This window comes from Lachnospira rogosae (ex Hitch et al. 2025) (assembly GCF_040096455.1).
GTDB lineage: Bacteria > Bacillota > Clostridia > Lachnospirales > Lachnospiraceae > Lachnospira > Lachnospira rogosae.
This window is the reverse complement of the sequence record NZ_JBBMER010000011.1, coordinates 53,722-70,456: the sequence shown is the minus strand read 5'-3', so window position 1 is coordinate 70,456 and position 16,735 is coordinate 53,722. Positions and strand designations below refer to the sequence as shown.

Below are 16,735 nucleotides of genomic sequence, written 5' to 3'. Positions count from 1 at the left end.
TATTTATACAGCCTTACTCTGTTTATATCTGTCCTTAAGTTTACTAATATCAGCTTCATTATTAACAAGCTGGCTGTTCTCAACTGATGAATTATCATCTACAAGTATATTAATCTTGTCCAGGGCACGCTTTTCATCAATCTTAATAAATATAAGCACAAGATCCGCCCTGCCATATTCAAATCTCAGAACATTTTTATCAAGAATATATACTGCTCTTTCTATAAACTTAACCCTGCTTTCAATATTCCTGCATTTGATATGTATAAATGTGACCGGATATATCTCCCTCTTAGTAATCTTTTCAAGAAACGGAATAATAGCCTTCTGCTTCCACAGATTATTTCTTGTATCGTGAAGGTCGCTTTCCATAAGCTTCTGGTTAATCTTTGAAAGTCGTCTGTTGACCGTATCGATTGTATCCTTCTGTACGTCCATTTTGAATAACATATGTCTTATATAATAAGCCATAAGCATTGGCACTAAGACAATAATCAGAAGAAGTACCACGAATAATGTAGTCATCTGTGTCTTTACACCAAGATAACTGTTGTTATCAAGAAGTGCACCCCTCTGTGTAAGCAGGCATAATCTGTATGGCTCATTCTTATATTCAAACAGAACTCCTGAGGCAATATAATCGTTGTCGTTAATATTAATTGTCTTATGCGCAACCTTATTCTGTATAAGACCATCTATGAACTCCTTGGCACTATCTGACATATAATATGTTGAAGCTGTAACGCCTTTATATTTATTAGTTTCTGTTATATCTTTTACAAATAGCATTGACTGGTCCTTTGAAAATGTCCAGTAATGGTTAGACGAGGCATCCATTGTCTCAAGGATTTCCTTAATAATCTGCTCATCATTTCTATTATCCTTAAGATTAATCTGGTCAAGAACAAGCTGTACATACGCATCCTGCTGTGTCGCACACACATCAAGAATTCCGTCCTCATACCTTTGAAGTTCTATATGTGCTGTAAATCCTGCTATAACAGCTACACATATTACACATATTGTTGTAATAATAAGCACCGGGTGTTTACCCAATCTGTCTTTCAGTTTCATAGCTTACTCCCATCTAACACATTTTATAAAGACTCATCCTCATCTATCAGTCCAATCTGTTCTATTTTCTCTGCGGCTTCTTTACTGTCTTCTGCCATAGTTTTATCTTCCATAATGTTACGTTTGTCTTCTGTAATATCAACAGCCTCCGGTGTATCAGCTTCTTCTACCTCTATAAGCTCCATATCCTCCATAGGCTCGTAATTGACTGCTTTTCTTAACTTTCCAATAAATGCCGCCGGCTTTTGCATATCCTGTTTCACAACCTTAGCAAATGCCTTGCACTCATCTGTGAAGTTCATCGTCTTCCATGCACTATCTGTCTGTATGCTGTTAATAATACCTGCTACTCTTATAAAGAATACGAGAAAATTAAAGAACGGCAGGAACAATATGCACCACCAGTGCCGTACATAATATTTCTTTACATCCTTATTTATGTTAAGGAAATACGCGACAACTATAAAGTACAGATATCCTGCAAGTGTATACAAGCCGAATATTATTCCTGTAGATACAAGTATCATCTTACCCGAATAGCCAATAGCCATAAGGCATATAAGTGCCAGATACCATATCATTCTTGGAAACGCAAATGTGTGGTCATAAAGAAGAGTCTTTACACTTACATTGCTGAATATATTCTTTACCTTAAAGGACTTGTCCATAAACATCTTGGCTACTTCAAGGCTTCCTCTCTGCCATCTCTGTCTTTGCGTGTACAATTTGTTCATATCCTCTATTGGGTCAACAAAGAATATCGCATCTTCGCACACTTCGACTCGTTCATTCTGCCTGTATTTCATCTGGAATGTGATATGTGTATCCTCACATATTGTATCCGTGTTATACATCCACGACTTTAACACAACTGACTTTCTGAATGCGGAAAATGCTCCTGATAATGTATACACTGCATTCATCTCGGAAGCATAGCTTCTGCCTGCAAGGAAAGCCTGTGCATATTCCATAAATTCCAGATTACGGAGCAGTCTTGGAAAAAATCCTTTATATGCCTGTATCTGTTCAGGAATTGTAAGAATAGCTCCTGTCATACAGTTAAGATCTGTATCCTGTTCAAATCTTGTAATAAGATTGACAAGTGCATTTTTCTCTAATATTCCATCACTATCAAGATTAATAATATACTTGCCGTCACTGTTATACAAGGCCAGGTTAAGTGCTCTTGACTTGCCCTGCTCTGCATTAAGCCACTGCATAAGAAGGTCAGGAAACTTCTTCTGACAGTCCGCATATACGGCGAAGCTGTTGTCCTGACCTTTATTATTAACAAGGAATATTCTGATTTTATCATTAGGGTAAGTACTGTCATTAACCGACTTGATACATCCATACAGAGTATCCGCTGAATTATATACAGGAATAATAAGAGATATCTCTGGATATATCTTCATCTCTTTTCTTTTCTTCTTATGTCTTAGATTTCTCCTGATAAGAAGAAATACACTTCCAAGTGCCGGGACAATCTCCATAATAAATGGAATGATTATCCAGCCGCCCCAGAAAAGAAATGAGTTAAGAATTTGTTTTATTATTACCATATGAGAAGCTGCCTACTTTCATCTTTATAACCTGAGGTTTGGTAAATACATAGAAATACAGATATACACTTAGAACGTAAAAGAATATTCTTCCAATAAATGTATGAACCACATAGTATGCTCCCATTCCCCAAAAATATACTGACATACATATCATCACAATTCTCAAAGCATTACAGAGCATTATATAGCAAAAACCACCTATTCCCACCATAACCTTTTCGCTGAAATTGTATACATTAAAGAATGCCAGCAATGATATAAATGCCATAATCTCAATAATTCCTGAACACTCAAAATCTATCAGCAGTGTTGCCTGTGTAACTCCTGTATGAATAAATATAATTCCATACTTGAAATATGATGTAAATGCTCCTGTCACACTTCCAACTACACCAGCCAGTGCTGATACACAACGTGCCAGCGGCATAGTAAGCACGGGACGTATAGTTATCATCATTATAAGAAACAACCCAAAGCTTCCCCACATAAACTTCCACGCATAAAGCTTTGCTCTTGTTAATACTGAAAGTATATACAGCCACACTGCTATAACTGCCACTGCCACGATTGGATTAACACTCATTATTCTGTTACCTGATTACTGCCTTTCTTTTTCTGATAAACGAGAACACCTACTGTTATAAGAACGCATATGCAAAGTCCAAGCCAGGCACCTGTTGAAGCACCTGCTGTTGTAACCCACTGCTGCCCTAATCTTCCAAACTGTGCATCAATCTGCTTGAAATCACTCACATCACATCCAAGCTTATCAGCCACCTTCTTAAGGTCTATTATAAACTCACATTCGTCCTTATCACTTCCAATAGTCACCATCATTTTTCCATAACATGTATCTGCTTCATTAGTGCTATTAATATTAGCTGAAGTATGCCATGCATCTGTTGAAAAAATGTAGAATTCATATGTACCTTCGGAAAGTCCACCTTTTTGAGAATTCCAGTTAATGTTACCATCACTGTCTACTGTCTCCATTCTTGGATAAAATACCTGACTCCAATTATCATTAAACTTTATTGTAATTGCCTGTGTTAACTCTCCACCTGCTTCAGTTAAATGTGCCTGCATTGGAGTTTCAACGTGTCCAAAAAGCTGTGTTCCATCACAATATATTGCAGCACTGGCATCTGCAACGTGTTCGTGAGTTCCTGGCGTTGCATACTGAATTGTTGTATGTGGATATTTGTTCCAGTCGCCATATAAGCCATCATATGCTATATCATAATTACCATCACTACTGTCATTACTGCCATCATCCTTAAGATTAGCTACATCTTTAACAAATGGCTCTGAAAGGTATAAGCCAAATGATATTGTCTTATTATAAATCGGAAGCTTATCCTTAGGAACCGCTATTTCCCACTGCCTTCCAACATGCTGACACAAAACACCATCTATACCATTAACCTGTCCATCCTGTGTAAGCTGAAATACAAGTTCTCTGCCCAAGTCTGTCTTTATTGAATACCTGCCATTGGAATGAGTTCCAGCACCATAAGCACTTCCTGTTGCTCCGTCCTTTAAGTATATGTATACATAATCTCCATCAAACACCATAGCTGCTTTTGAAAGGCAGTCCTTGTGTGCTTCATTAGGACACGCTGCATTATACCTGGCAACTGCATCCCAGTCTTTAAAACTGCCATCTATTGTTATGCCCTCATAGACAGCCTCTGTTGTATCCTCTTTAATCGCACTGCCGTCAAGCACTTCTATATCTGCTAAATCTACCGTAACACCAGCAAATGTTATCTTGAAATTACCCTCCGTAAAGAAATTCATAGGAATTGAAGCCTCAACTGTATATGGTCCTGCTGTATTCTGGTGTGCCTCATTAACTGTAACCATCTTAGCACCCTCTATATCACCATACCAGCCGTTCTTAACCTGTGCTCCACCATTCCACGCAACAAACTGAATATGATTGGTTGAGTCACTAAGCCCTGTGGCATATGTAATATCAACAAGGTTCTGCTGGCCTGTATATCCATAATCCCACTCTGACTGTGCTGTTCCCTCATAGCTTATGTATAATGTAGAGTAATCGGCTGAGATTACTGCTTTCCAGCTTGATACCTTATCTGATAAAGCCTTTCTTTCTGTCACATTCTTCCAGTCTGTAAGGTCATTATCAAGAGTAATATCATCTCCGCCCACCTTCTTGTTATTCTTTAATGTTGATACATCAATCTTATTGCTCATACTAAGACCGGCTGCTATATTATTCATCACGCTGTTTGCAGATGTCACACCTGTATTGCTGCCATATACCTGTCCAGCCATTGCTGTTACAGGGGTTGCTGCCAGCATTAATGCCATTCCAGCGGATAATACCATTTTCTTGCAGCTATGACGTCTTTTATTACTATATTCTCCCGTTTTAAAAATCCTCATAGTAAACCTCCAAAATTACGCTATTCTTATAATAGCATTAAAATTGATATGCTTTATTGTATTTATATTAATACTTAACATATATTTTACGGCTATTGCTATAAATAGTCAATAATTGTATCGGCTAATATGCCACAATATTATATTAAGGCGAATTAACTATCTAATCAATATATCTTAAATAAATATCAGAAAATACATAATCATATTACAAGTTAGCAGAAAATTGTTGTCAATATAATTATTATATGATAATTTACGCTTAACAATTAGTTGTTAAATATAATATACAAGGAGGATATTTTTATGAAACATAATCGTTTTATTTCACTACTATTAACAGTTATTTTTTTATTTATGTACAACACGTCTTATGCAAGTGCTGCGGAAATAAAAATGATAAACGGAGTGATAAGCCTATGATTACAATCTTTAACCGCCAGAAATTAATCGAATGTAACACCGAAGAAATACGTATGAAAGCTGGGTGCAGTATGAGTCAGGCCGAAAAATTATCAGAATGGTCTCCTTGGATAACGCCATCCGGACTCTATTGCTGATACACATATATTTTACCAAAGGAAAAAACTCCGCACACCCAAAGGTGCACGGAGTCTGAGCCTTTATTATTGATATGAACTTGTTTGTTTATCCTCTTCTGCTCTTAAGTTCTGCAACGTTTGCATCTACTCTTGCCTTATTCAGAGGGAAAATGAACATAAGTACTAATCCACAAAGAATATAGATAGCTGCTGGGAAGAAAGTAGCCAAGTTGTAAATACCATTTGCAACTGCCTCTGTCTGTCCTGCTGCAAGTTCATTGTATCCAATCCATCCAAGTGCCCATCCGGAAAGACCACCAGCAATTGCCTGTCCAATCTTTCTTGAGAATGAGTAGATACCATAAATAGTACCATCGTCACGATTTCCTGTCTGTACTTCCATATCATCGATAACGTCTGTCACAAGAGCCCAGCACTGTGTCTGGAAGAAGTACATACCAAGCATAGCTACGAATGCACCAACTACGAATACCCATACATTCTTAATATGAAGAATACCAAGAATGAAGTAAAGGATACCTGATGCAAACATTCCTACTACACCACATTCCTTTTTACCAAACTTAGTAGCAAGCTTCGTAGAGCATGTTGCCAAGATGATAATACATGGAAGCATTAATAATGAGAATACTGAAAGAGCCTTTGTGTTCTTGAAGTAATCAGCAAACAAGTAAGTATTGACACCCTGTGACATTAATGAAGCCAACAAAAGAAGTACAGCTGCGATAATCATACCAAGCAATGAACGGCTTGTAAGTAATGTCTTTAATGTCTTAGCAACTGACTGCTTCTCAGATGTTTGCTTTGCAACATATTCAACACGCTCTGTTGTAAGGAAATAGCAAAGCAGATAGCATACAATTGCAATTACAGAGAATACTCCAGCTACAATAGATATATTTGTTGCAGAAACAACCTGGTTACCATAAGCATCTGTCTTATATACTAACATTGGAGCTACAACACCAATCATAATACCAGCAACAGTTCCACCTACTGAACGGAAAACAGAAAGCGAACTTCTGTCCTTTGGGTCACCTGAAATAACAGATGCCATTGAACCGTAAGGAATATTGATAGATGTATAGAAAATAGAACCCCAGAGGATATATGTAATAAACATATATGCAACCTTAGCTCCGTAAGAAGCATCTACCAAAAATGACTGATACATCATAAATGATGCAAGTGCAACAAATCCGCACATACGAAGAATCCATGGACGAATACGTCCGTTCTTTGTTGGCTTTGAATTATCTACGATACGTCCCATACCGATATCTGTAAAAGCATCGATACAACGAGCAATAAGAAACATAGTTCCGACCATTGCCGCTGAGATACCCATAACCTTTGTGTAGAATACCATTACATAAGTACTGGCAAAAATAAATGAAAAATCATTTGCAAGATCTCCGAACAGGTAACCAAACTTGTCACGTGCACCGAAAGGTCTTACTTCTCTAGTTTTACTCATGGTAATATCCTCCTATCTCTTTATCTTATTGAGCTTGCTATTCAACTCAAGAAGTTCTTCCTTAGTAAACTGCTTTCCACCGCCTGCAGTTCCCATAAGATTAAGCATACGCTTTACTGTAAAACCTGATAACATCTTCATAAGGCCCTCGCTGCCAGCACCAGCTGCTGCTTCTGCTGCTTCTGCTGCACCGCCATCAGCGCCTTTCATAATCTTAAGCATCAATTCATCGATGAACATCTTACCTTCGTTGGCCTTCATGATATCACCAATCTTGTCATTGATGTTGAAGTATCCCTCTGGCATATCAATATCAAACCAGTTGAGAACCTCGCCTTCTTCTTTCAAACGATATTCTTCGTTAAAGGTATCTACCTTGCGAATCTTGCTTTCGTCACTGCAATCACCTGCTTTTGCAACAAGTGTACTTTCGCCTGCATTTGGCACATCAAAGTAGAAGAAATGCACATCACTTGTCTGCTTACCAAGGCTTTCACCGTTTACAAACAACTCTACTTCTGGCTGATTAGAGTATACCGTAACCTTTGTTGTATCTTCTACACGGTCTACATAGCGCTTACCACAGATATGCACGAATGGATCATCTGATAACCATGCCTTATATGCATAGAAAGCATCTTTCTTGTACTTTCTATCAAATGTAACCAAGCCCTTATGGTTCATACCATTTTCTCCACCTTCTGCTCTTGCATCAGCGGCGAAGTCATACATATTCCATACATGTGTAGCCCAGATATAATCTCTTGTAAAGAGCTGCTTAATCAGTTCTTCATGATAGTATGCCTGATATTCCTCAGTATAATCACCCTGAACAGGATTTGATGTATGCCAGTTCAAAGCCTCACATCCATACTCACTTAATCCAATTGGAATATTTGGATATTTCTTGTGGAAATCATCAAAGAACTCACCGTTCATATCTGTTGTTCCACCGTACCATCCATAATAATGGTTATAAGAAATAACATCCGGAATCTGAATATATTTTGCATCAATGCTGCACATAGAAACTACGGCCATTGTTGTAAGTCTTGTTGGATCCATCTGATGACATAAATCATTTAAAATGTTGTGGTTCTCAATGAGGTCATCATCCTCTCCGCCACCCATTGTAATCTCATTAGAAAGTCCCCATACTACAATACTTGGATGATTGTAATTCTGTATAATAAGTTCTTTCATCTGTGAAATAGTATTCTCACGTCCGTTTGGCAAATGTTTTGAAATATATGGAATCTCAGCCCAAAGTACAAGACCTGTCTCATCACAAAGGTCATAAATGTACTGGTCGTGCTGATAATGAGCAAGACGGATTGTGTTTGCACCCATTTCAAGAATGAGTTCAATATCTTCTTTATGTTCTTTATGAGTTAAAGCATTTCCAATGTGTGGTCTATCCTGATGACGAGACACACCGTGAAGTGGATAACGCTCTCCGTTTAAGATAAATCCCTTCTCTGGATCAATAACAAAAGTTCTACATCCAAAGCGAGTACTTCTCTCATCTAAAACAGTATCGTTTCTCTTTAATGTAACTTCTGCTGTGTAAAGGTGTGGGTCCTTACGGCCATTCCAAAGATGAACATTTTCAATCTCGAATGTAACCTTTGTCTCATTTGCAGAAACGCTCTTTGTAGCAATAACTTCATCACCATTTTTGATGACATATTCTAAAGTATCTTCCTCTGTTGCATCTGTAACAAATACTTCTACTTCAACACTTGCATTTGCACCTTCTACGATAGGTGTTACTGCAATGCCATGTGTTCCATAATAATCCAGATCAAAATGTGTTTCTGGTACAGAAATCACATTTACATCACGATACAGACCGCCATAGAATGTAAAGTCTGCCATCTGTGGATATACATGATCATTTGGTGCATTATCTACTGCAACTACAATTTCATTTTCATCAGCCAAAAAGTCTGTTACATTCACTCTCCATGTAGAGTATCCACCATCATGATGTCCAGCTTCTTTTCCATTAACATAAAGCCATGCACTAGAGTTTGCTCCGTTAAACTCAATATAAGTGATTGGTTCGCTACCAAACTCCTCACGCTTCATGTTCTTTACATAGTAACATGTACCGCGGTGGTAATCATTTCCACCATCCTGTCCATCCTTACCATTCCATGTATGAGGCAAGTCAAGTGCCTCCCAGTTGCCCTGTGTTAATACAGAATATCCTTCTGCGACAGTTATAGCATCTTTTGTAAACTGCCAAGATGCATTAATGTTCTTTGTTGCCATTTTTACCTCCTTCTTGTTCATAAAAAGAGTCTTTCTCTCTTTCCGTCAATCTCATTGATGTACTCAGTATAACAATTCAACGGATTTTGCTCTTGTCTTAGTTTTGTTGTTTTGGTAAAATTTTTACATAAAATATAATTATGGCAAATTTTTTACAAATAAAACGAGAAACCTACTAGGAAAGGAGTCCTATTATGACATTTGAAAACATGAATACCGATGATTTTTTCCCTTTGCTCCAGCAAACTTTGTCCGATACCTTTAAGATAGATTCTTATCTGATGCATGCTCCTTATCAGAATTTTGAGAAAATGGATATGGGACTAAGACGCATGGTCTGGGGCAACTACAAAACGAACAGCCCACTTTTTTCTTTGTTTGGCAGCTCTCCTTATCAAATCATTGTACTGCAGAGTTCCCTTGGGTTTTACAATGTAATTGTCAGTCTGACCACGGACGCTGAACCAGATATTCTTGGTATTATGCCTTTTTTGGCCGAACCAATCAATCAGGTAACAATCAACCGGCTCATTCGTGATAATCACATTGATCCGAAATACAACTCTGTCTTGTTACACTTTTATTACTCTCTTCCTGTCGTAGACATTGATGAACTCACACTGATGTTGCAGCATTTTATTAGTTTTTTTATTCCGGCGTTCAAAACATGCAGCATTGAGTATGTCAATTATAAAACAGAGTCTCATAACACTTCGCCAAACGAAGAACGTTTTCAGAAATTCTCTTCCGATTACATCGCGGAACTGATTTCACGACTAGAACATTGTTGTCAGGCAATGACTGCCGGAAACACTGCCCAGGCCATTGACTTCATGAAAAAGACTTTGGACTATTCTGCTTCTTTTCAGTCTCTTCCTGCAAAAGAAATAAGAAGCAGAATCGCCTCCTTAAATTTTTTTCTAGCTTCCCGTATGTTTGGGACCGCCGTACATCCGATTTATGTATACCAGCAGGCTGAAGCTTTTTCTCTTCGCATAAAAGATGCTAACAGCCAAGGAGAGTTTGCACACTTGCCATTTGACATGGTCCGAAAATATTCTATGCTTGCTAAGAATTATACGTATGAAAAATACTCTTATCTGATCCGAACTGTTGTAAATTACATTGACCAGCATTTATACTCAGAGTTAACGCTATCCATACTTGCCGAAAAATTTGACAAAAATCCATCTTATCTGTCAAATGCATTTAAAAAAGAAGTCGGCGAAACGCTGACTTCTTATATTGGAAGGCAGCGCATCCGGGCATCTTTACGCTACTTTAATACCACAAATATGAGTGTTGCTGAAGTGGCTGGAGCTGTCGGTATTCCTGATTTCGGTTATTTTTCGAAACTTTTCAAGAGACACATTGGCATCAGTCCACGCGAATACAAAAAAATGTTGGATAAATAATGCCTTGCTACTTCTGTTAACCTGTAAGTACAAGTGCAGTACAAGAAAAAGCTCCCTTCCAAGCCGCAGGTGATTTTACCTGCCAGCCCGGAAGGGAGCTTTTTATTATATATAATTCACTCTTTTGCTATCCGATTTCGCTTCCTGCGATTATATCCTTATCAACTGTCATAACAGAGAGATTGTTCTTATCGTCCATAGCCGCAAGAATCATACCCTGTGATTCAACGCCGCATATCTTACGAGGTGCAAGGTTAGTAACTACTGCTACCTTCTTGCCAACCATCTCTTCTGGCTTGTAATACTGTGATATTCCAGATACAATCTGTCTTACTTCCTCACCAATTCTTATCTGTGAGCAGAGAAGCTTCTTAGCCTTCTTTACAGGCTCGCACTTAAGCACTTCTCCGACCTGGATCTGGATTTTTTCAAAGTCGTCAAATGTTATCTCAGGCTTCTTCTCAACTACTGGATATTCCGGTACTCCATTAGCCTTTCTCTGTGCTTCCTGTAATTCTTCAACCTTCTTCATAACTTCTTCAATATCAAGTCTTGCAAAAAGGATTTCTGGCTTATCTGTAACTTTATTTCCAGACTCTCTTAAGCCGAACTTGTCAAGATCATCAAAATCTCTGTCACCAGCGGCTGGATTGTCAGGATAAAGCTGCTTTAAAATACTATCTGTTGTATTAGGCATAAATGCCTTTAAAAGGTTAGCTCCGATTGTAATACTCTCTACAAGGTTGTAAAGAACTTCTTCAAGTCTTTCTTTCTTACTCTCGTCCTTTGCTAAAGCCCAAGGCATTGTTTCATCAATGTACTTGTTACATCTCTTAAATAATGCAAATACATCTGTCATAGCATCAGCAACGTGAAGTGTAGCCATCTTGTTCTGAACCTTATCTCTTGTTCCTGTAACAACAGCCTTAAGGTCAGCATCGAAGTCAAGGCTTGCACCATTCTCATCAACGCCTGCTCCCTCACTTGTAACACCTGTCTTATTAACTACACCGCCAAAATACTTGTTAGACATAGCAATTGTTCTGTTGACAAGGTTACCAAGTGTATTAGCAAGATCTGAGTTCATACGTTCAACTATAAGTTCCCAAGAGATAACACCATCGTTCTCAAATGGCATTTCGTGAAGTACGAAGTATCTTACAGCATCAACACCGAACATATCTACAAGGTCATCTGCATATATAACATTCCCCTTAGACTTACTCATCTTGCCGTCATTCTGTAAAAGCCAAGGATGTCCAAATACCTGCTTAGGAAGTGGTTCACCAAGTGCCATAAGGAATATAGGCCAGTATATAGTATGGAATCTTATAATATCCTTTCCAATAAGGTGAAGGTCTGCCGGCCAGAACTTCTTATACTGTTCTGATGAGTTGCCATCAGCATCATACCCGATACCTGTGATATAGTTAGTAAGTGCATCAAGCCATACATATACTACATGCTTGTCATCAAAATCTACCGGGATACCCCACTTAAATGATGTTCTTGATACACATAAATCCTGAAGTCCTGGAAGAAGGAAGTTATTCATCATCTCATTCTTTCTTGAAACAGGCTGTATGAATTCTGGGTGTGTATTAATATGCTCGATAAGTCTGTTGGCATATTTACTCATCTTAAAGAAATAAGCTTCTTCCTTAGCTGGCTTAACTTCACGTCCGCAGTCAGGACATTTTCCGTCAACAAGCTGTGACTCTGTCCAGAAAGACTCGCAAGGTGTACAGTACATACCTTCGTATGAACCCTTATATATATCTCCCTGATCGTAGAGCTTCTTAAATATCTTCTGAACCTGCTTTTCGTGGTAATCATCTGTAGTTCTTATGAACTTGTCATAAGATGTATCCATTAAATCCCATATTCTCTTTATCTCTGTAGAAACATTATCAACGAATTCCTTAGGTGTAATTCCTGCTTCTTCTGCTTTTAATTCAATCTTCTGTCCATGCTCATCAGTTCCTGTCTGGAAAAAAACATCATAGCCCTCCTGACGTCTGAATCTTGCAATACTATCGGCAAGAACTATCTCATAAGTATTACCAATATGTGGCTTTCCTGATGTATATGCGATAGCTGTTGTCATATAAAATGGACCTTTATTCTGTGGCATATCCGTAACCTCCGTTATCATTATTCTATATATGATAGCCAGCTTTTTAGAATATGTCAAACGAATAAACAAATATTCTTTAATGAAAAACATTTATTATACATATAATCTAGTGTATGATTAAGAAAATGTTGTATCAGGAGCTTATATGCACCTTCCCGAATCTGACTACGCGGTATGTCCGCAGAAATGAGGATTATTATATGCTGACATTAAAATCCAGTTACATAAAACATAAAACTAACATTTATTCTTTCTTTAAAAAAGCTGCTGCCATAACAGGTGCAGTAGTAATCACAGCCTGTTCATTTAGTGCCTGCACTCCATTTGGCGGGTCTGCTTCACGTTATAACAATGCTGATGAGCAATACAATGCAGCTGATAACGAAAGCTTCAACGCTTTTACCGACAGTCTTTTTCGTGAGCTTGCCTCAAGCGACTCACTCTCACTGCACGCACTTTTGGAAAATCCTTGCGAATATGGAATTGATGATTACGATATAACACTCGGACGTATTGATATTGATAATATTGATGATACATCAGATATAACAGACTACATAACAAAGCTCAACGCTTTTGACAAGGCTTCACTTTCCAAGAGCCAGCAGATAACCTATGACTTATTAAACAAATATCTGTATACAACCCTTAATTACAGCGACCTGTATCTTCTTAACACCGACCTCACTCCTACAATCGGCATACAGATACAGCTTCCGCTCCTTTTTTCTGAATATACATTTATGGAGAAAAAGGACGTTGAAGAATATATACAGCTCCTAAGTGATGTGGATGGATATTTTAATAATCTGCTTGAATTCGAGGCATTAAGAAGCGTCAGGGGATATACCCTAAGCGATGACCTTCTTGATGAGGTCATAAGCTCCTGCAAGTCTATCGCTGACTCTGCCGGTGATGCTGAAGGTATGTTTATTGGTACTTTTAACTCCCGTGTTGACGACCTCATTTTCCTTACTGATGATGAGAAAAATGTATACAAGAAGCAGAACGAAGATGCCGTTATTAACCATGTAATTCCAGGTTATAACGCACTTATAACGACTCTTGCTTCATTCAAGGGAACTAACCAGTATTCTGGTGGAATATGCAATTACCCTAATGGTGCAAGATACTTTGAGGGACTTCTTGAAAACTGTCTTGGCTGGAGTAAATCAATTGACGAATACAATGATTTGCTTGACTCCTATATAAGAAGCTATTCAATTGTTATGCAGAAGCTTTTAAGAAAAGATCCATCACTTAACAGCCAGTTTGGCACATTTTCCTTTGGAATTGATAAACCAGACCAGATTATTGAGGATTTAAAAAAGAAGATAACTGATGATTATCCTGCCTTAAATGATGTCAATTATAATATTAATTATGTATCTGAAGCACTTAATGACTATGCAAGCCCTGCTATGTACTTTATGCCACAGATTGATAATCTTGACATTAACTCTATATACATTAATTCAGCCGGCACTGACAGCAGTGATTTGTATCCTACGCTGGCACACGAGGGGTATCCGGGACATTTATACCAGACACAGTATTTTGCCTCAACAAGCCCTTCTTTGATAAGAAATGTCATTAAACCTGGCGGCTATATTGAGGGCTGGGCTTCCTATGTTGAAGTTCATTCATATGAATATGCTGGCGATAATACTCTGCTTAATTCATTGGTCCAGTGCAATTATGCACTTATACTCTGCCTCTATGCCAAGGGCGATATCGGAGTGAATTATTACGGCTGGACTGAAGCACAGCTTTCCTCATTCCTTACCGATTATGGATTTAGCAGTGCCGAAGCTGCACACGAGATGTATACAGCATTTATTGCTAATCCTGCTAATTACTGCAAATATGTTCTTGGATTTTTAGGTTTTGAGGAACTAAAAAAACAGGCCCAGAAAGATCTCGGTGATAACTTCTCCTTAAAAGAATTCCACCGTTATATTCTTGAAACCGGACCTGTTCATATTGATATTCTATTTGATTACTTAAAGAACTGGGAGAACCGCTTAGTAGTATCTTCCCGGGCAGCATAAGCCGCCTCCGCCAAGACAGCAGTTACACATAAGGTTGATAAATATAAGTTTCATACACCAGCTTCCCATTCCACCTGCTGGATTCTGATATGTCTGCTGTCTTCCTGAATACCATTCACCGCCACTATTCATACGCTGGTAGAACATACGATACTGCATATTGTCAGGATCGAGTTCTACTGCTCTTCTGGCGTGTTCCATCGCTGTTGCCTGATTGCCTTTGCCTGAGTTAGCCATAGCACTATAATAGTACCATCTGGCATCTTTGTCCTGAATAGCAGAAAGCACGTTAAGTGCCTCATCATATCCACCATTGTTAATATAGTTAGCCGCCGCTCTTAAATGAACTGTCGTATCATCATTGCCATTCATATTAGAAGCACCACCTGAATATCCGGAATTAGAACCCCCTCCATAATATCCGCCAAAGCCAAATGGTCCAAAGCCCCAGAAGCCGCCAAAATCATCATAACCATTGCCGCTCTGTCCATTACGGTTATTCTGATAATCACCGTCATAGCCATAGCTTCCTGTGCCACCTCTGTTCTGACTGTAAGCTGATGATGTATATCCACCCTGCTTTTCCTTCATAATCTGGTTATAAGCCTGCTGAATTGTCTTAAACATTTCCTCTGCCTTATCCTTATTAGGATTATTGATATTCGCATCAGGGTGATACTTTCTGCTTAATGTTCTATATGCTTTTTTAATCTCTTCGTCAGTTGCATCTCTTGATACACCTAACACTGAATACGGATCGGTCATACTTCCTCCACTTGTTCTCTTTTATTCTTAGCAATCCCGAATCTTGTAAAGACTCCTGAATATATTACATTTCTTAATAAATCGACATTCTCAATAATAGGAAGGCTCTCAAAGCCTGCGGCAAATTGTGCCATATGTGATTTTAACACATTTTCTATAAATATATCAAAATCCTTATTATTCTCATACGTCCTGAGTGCATTGTATCTGCCCTTCTTCTTATCTTCCAAAAGGTCATCATACGCATCAAGAATATATATAAATCTTCCAAGTGAATTACCCATCACTTTTAATGTATCGTACCACTCATCATTTTTCATACACAAAATCTGTGCCATTATTATGCCAAATTGTTCTGCAAGCAGGTCAATATTGCTCTCATTATTATTCTCAAGCTCACTCATTCTATCAAGTGCCGCCTTAATAATGCGTGCTTTTTGGGGATATGCTTTCTCAATCCTCTTAACCTTATTAGTCAAAGACGAGGCAAGCAGCTTCTTCATAAGCTTCCTATCATCCTGCCAGTCATCAACGCATTTATAATAAGTCATAAGGACATTCATATCCGCAACATATGCTGAAATCTTATTGCGTCTTACCGGGTGCTTATGAACAGGGTGTGCGATACATCTTGCTTCCTTATATGTTGTATCCGGTTCATACAGCCCTGTAAGCAGTACAAGCAGAAATGTCATATCATAGCTTATGGATATCTGCCCATTAATACCATAATCTGAAAGCAGCTCCTCACACAATCCGCAATAGTATGAACGATACATATCATATTCTTTTATCTTAAGCTCAGGCTTATTAACAACAACATAACCGTACATACTACTCCTCATTTCTGCATACAATGTTAATTACAGCTTGCTCTGTATTCTATTACATAAAAATAAGCGAAACGCACAGACAATAAATTCCTTACGTTTCGCTTATCATATAACATCTGTAAAACTCTAGTCAATTGAAGCTTAAAAGATTAATAAATCTTTTATA

The 16,735-nt window shown here is 38.1% G+C and carries 11 protein-coding genes; 2 read left to right on the top strand and 9 right to left on the bottom strand.

Annotated features, from left to right (window positions below; genetic code table 11):
• Positions 1 to 3 precede the first annotated feature (3 nt).
• From WMO14_RS12350 to WMO14_RS12325, 6 genes are all read right to left on the bottom strand, one after another.
• The gene (locus tag WMO14_RS12350) at positions 4 to 1,074 is read right to left on the bottom strand and encodes a hypothetical protein (RefSeq protein ID WP_055177407.1); all 1,071 of its coding nucleotides are present in this window, start codon (positions 1,072 to 1,074) and stop codon (positions 4 to 6) included.
• Between the two features lie 23 nt (positions 1,075 to 1,097).
• Entirely contained in the window at positions 1,098 to 2,636 is a 1,539-nt protein-coding gene (locus WMO14_RS12345; RefSeq protein ID WP_082421667.1) for a TIGR03111 family XrtG-associated glycosyltransferase, read from the bottom strand.
• On the bottom strand, positions 2,611 to 3,222 hold the full coding sequence (gene xrtG / locus WMO14_RS12340) for an exosortase family protein XrtG (RefSeq protein ID WP_055306986.1): 612 nt from the start codon (positions 3,220 to 3,222) through the stop codon (positions 2,611 to 2,613). Before xrtG ends, WMO14_RS12345 begins: the two co-directional genes overlap by 26 nt.
• A complete protein-coding gene (locus WMO14_RS12335) occupies positions 3,222 to 5,051 on the bottom strand; it encodes a Firmicu-CTERM sorting domain-containing protein (protein WP_349153916.1) in 1,830 nt (609 codons plus the stop codon). The genes xrtG and WMO14_RS12335 overlap by 1 nt, the downstream gene beginning before the upstream one ends.
• A 648-nt stretch (positions 5,052 to 5,699) precedes the next feature.
• Positions 5,700 to 7,091, bottom strand: coding sequence for an MFS transporter (locus tag WMO14_RS12330; RefSeq protein ID WP_022501305.1), 1,392 nt, complete (start codon positions 7,089 to 7,091; stop codon positions 5,700 to 5,702).
• Between the two features lie 12 nt (positions 7,092 to 7,103).
• On the bottom strand, positions 7,104 to 9,368 hold the full coding sequence (locus WMO14_RS12325) for a glycoside hydrolase family 2 protein (protein ID WP_022501306.1): 2,265 nt from the start codon (positions 9,366 to 9,368) through the stop codon (positions 7,104 to 7,106).
• A gap of 194 nt (positions 9,369 to 9,562) precedes the next feature.
• Between WMO14_RS12325 and WMO14_RS12320 the strand changes: the two genes are divergently transcribed.
• Positions 9,563 to 10,783: a helix-turn-helix transcriptional regulator gene (locus WMO14_RS12320; protein ID WP_055177401.1), complete on the top strand. Its 1,221-nt coding sequence runs from the start codon at positions 9,563 to 9,565 to the stop codon at positions 10,781 to 10,783.
• Positions 10,784 to 10,910: 127 nt separating this feature from the next.
• Here the strand turns inward: WMO14_RS12320 and metG are convergent, their stop codons facing one another.
• Complete coding sequence (gene metG / locus WMO14_RS12315) at positions 10,911 to 12,917, bottom strand: methionine--tRNA ligase (RefSeq protein WP_349153915.1); 2,007 nt, start codon at positions 12,915 to 12,917, stop codon at positions 10,911 to 10,913.
• A gap of 203 nt (positions 12,918 to 13,120) precedes the next feature.
• Here metG and WMO14_RS12310 point away from each other — a divergent pair, with 203 nt between their 5' ends.
• On the top strand, positions 13,121 to 14,971 hold the full coding sequence (locus tag WMO14_RS12310; RefSeq protein WP_349153914.1) for a DUF885 domain-containing protein: 1,851 nt from the start codon (positions 13,121 to 13,123) through the stop codon (positions 14,969 to 14,971).
• Here the strand turns inward: WMO14_RS12310 and WMO14_RS12305 are convergent.
• Together WMO14_RS12305 and WMO14_RS12300 are read right to left on the bottom strand one after the other, a co-directional pair.
• Positions 14,945 to 15,736, bottom strand: a complete 792-nt coding sequence (locus WMO14_RS12305) for a DnaJ domain-containing protein (RefSeq protein WP_022503119.1) — start codon at positions 15,734 to 15,736, stop codon at positions 14,945 to 14,947. The genes WMO14_RS12310 and WMO14_RS12305 overlap by 27 nt on opposite strands.
• Positions 15,733 to 16,569, bottom strand: coding sequence for a DUF5685 family protein (locus WMO14_RS12300; RefSeq protein ID WP_349153913.1), 837 nt, complete (start codon positions 16,567 to 16,569; stop codon positions 15,733 to 15,735). Before WMO14_RS12300 ends, WMO14_RS12305 begins: the two co-directional genes overlap by 4 nt.
• Positions 16,570 to 16,735: the final 166 nt, after the last annotated feature.

Bases quoted from the DNA above. Each gene is read 5' to 3' on its own strand.
- WMO14_RS12350 (WP_055177407.1), bottom strand. From the start codon at position 1,074: ATGAAACTGAAAGACAGATTGGGTAAACACCCGGTGCTTATTATTACA.
- WMO14_RS12345 (WP_082421667.1), bottom strand. From the start codon at position 2,636: ATGGTAATAATAAAACAAATTCTTAACTCATTTCTTTTCTGGGGCGGC.
- xrtG (WP_055306986.1), bottom strand. From the start codon at position 3,222: ATGAGTGTTAATCCAATCGTGGCAGTGGCAGTTATAGCAGTGTGGCTG.
- WMO14_RS12335 (WP_349153916.1), bottom strand. From the start codon at position 5,051: ATGAGGATTTTTAAAACGGGAGAATATAGTAATAAAAGACGTCATAGC.
- WMO14_RS12330 (WP_022501305.1), bottom strand. From the start codon at position 7,091: ATGAGTAAAACTAGAGAAGTAAGACCTTTCGGTGCACGTGACAAGTTT.
- WMO14_RS12325 (WP_022501306.1), bottom strand. From the start codon at position 9,368: ATGGCAACAAAGAACATTAATGCATCTTGGCAGTTTACAAAAGATGCT.
- WMO14_RS12320 (WP_055177401.1), top strand. From the start codon at position 9,563: ATGACATTTGAAAACATGAATACCGATGATTTTTTCCCTTTGCTCCAG.
- metG (WP_349153915.1), bottom strand. From the start codon at position 12,917: ATGCCACAGAATAAAGGTCCATTTTATATGACAACAGCTATCGCATAT.
- WMO14_RS12310 (WP_349153914.1), top strand. From the start codon at position 13,121: ATGCTGACATTAAAATCCAGTTACATAAAACATAAAACTAACATTTAT.
- WMO14_RS12305 (WP_022503119.1), bottom strand. From the start codon at position 15,736: ATGACCGATCCGTATTCAGTGTTAGGTGTATCAAGAGATGCAACTGAC.
- WMO14_RS12300 (WP_349153913.1), bottom strand. From the start codon at position 16,569: ATGTACGGTTATGTTGTTGTTAATAAGCCTGAGCTTAAGATAAAAGAA.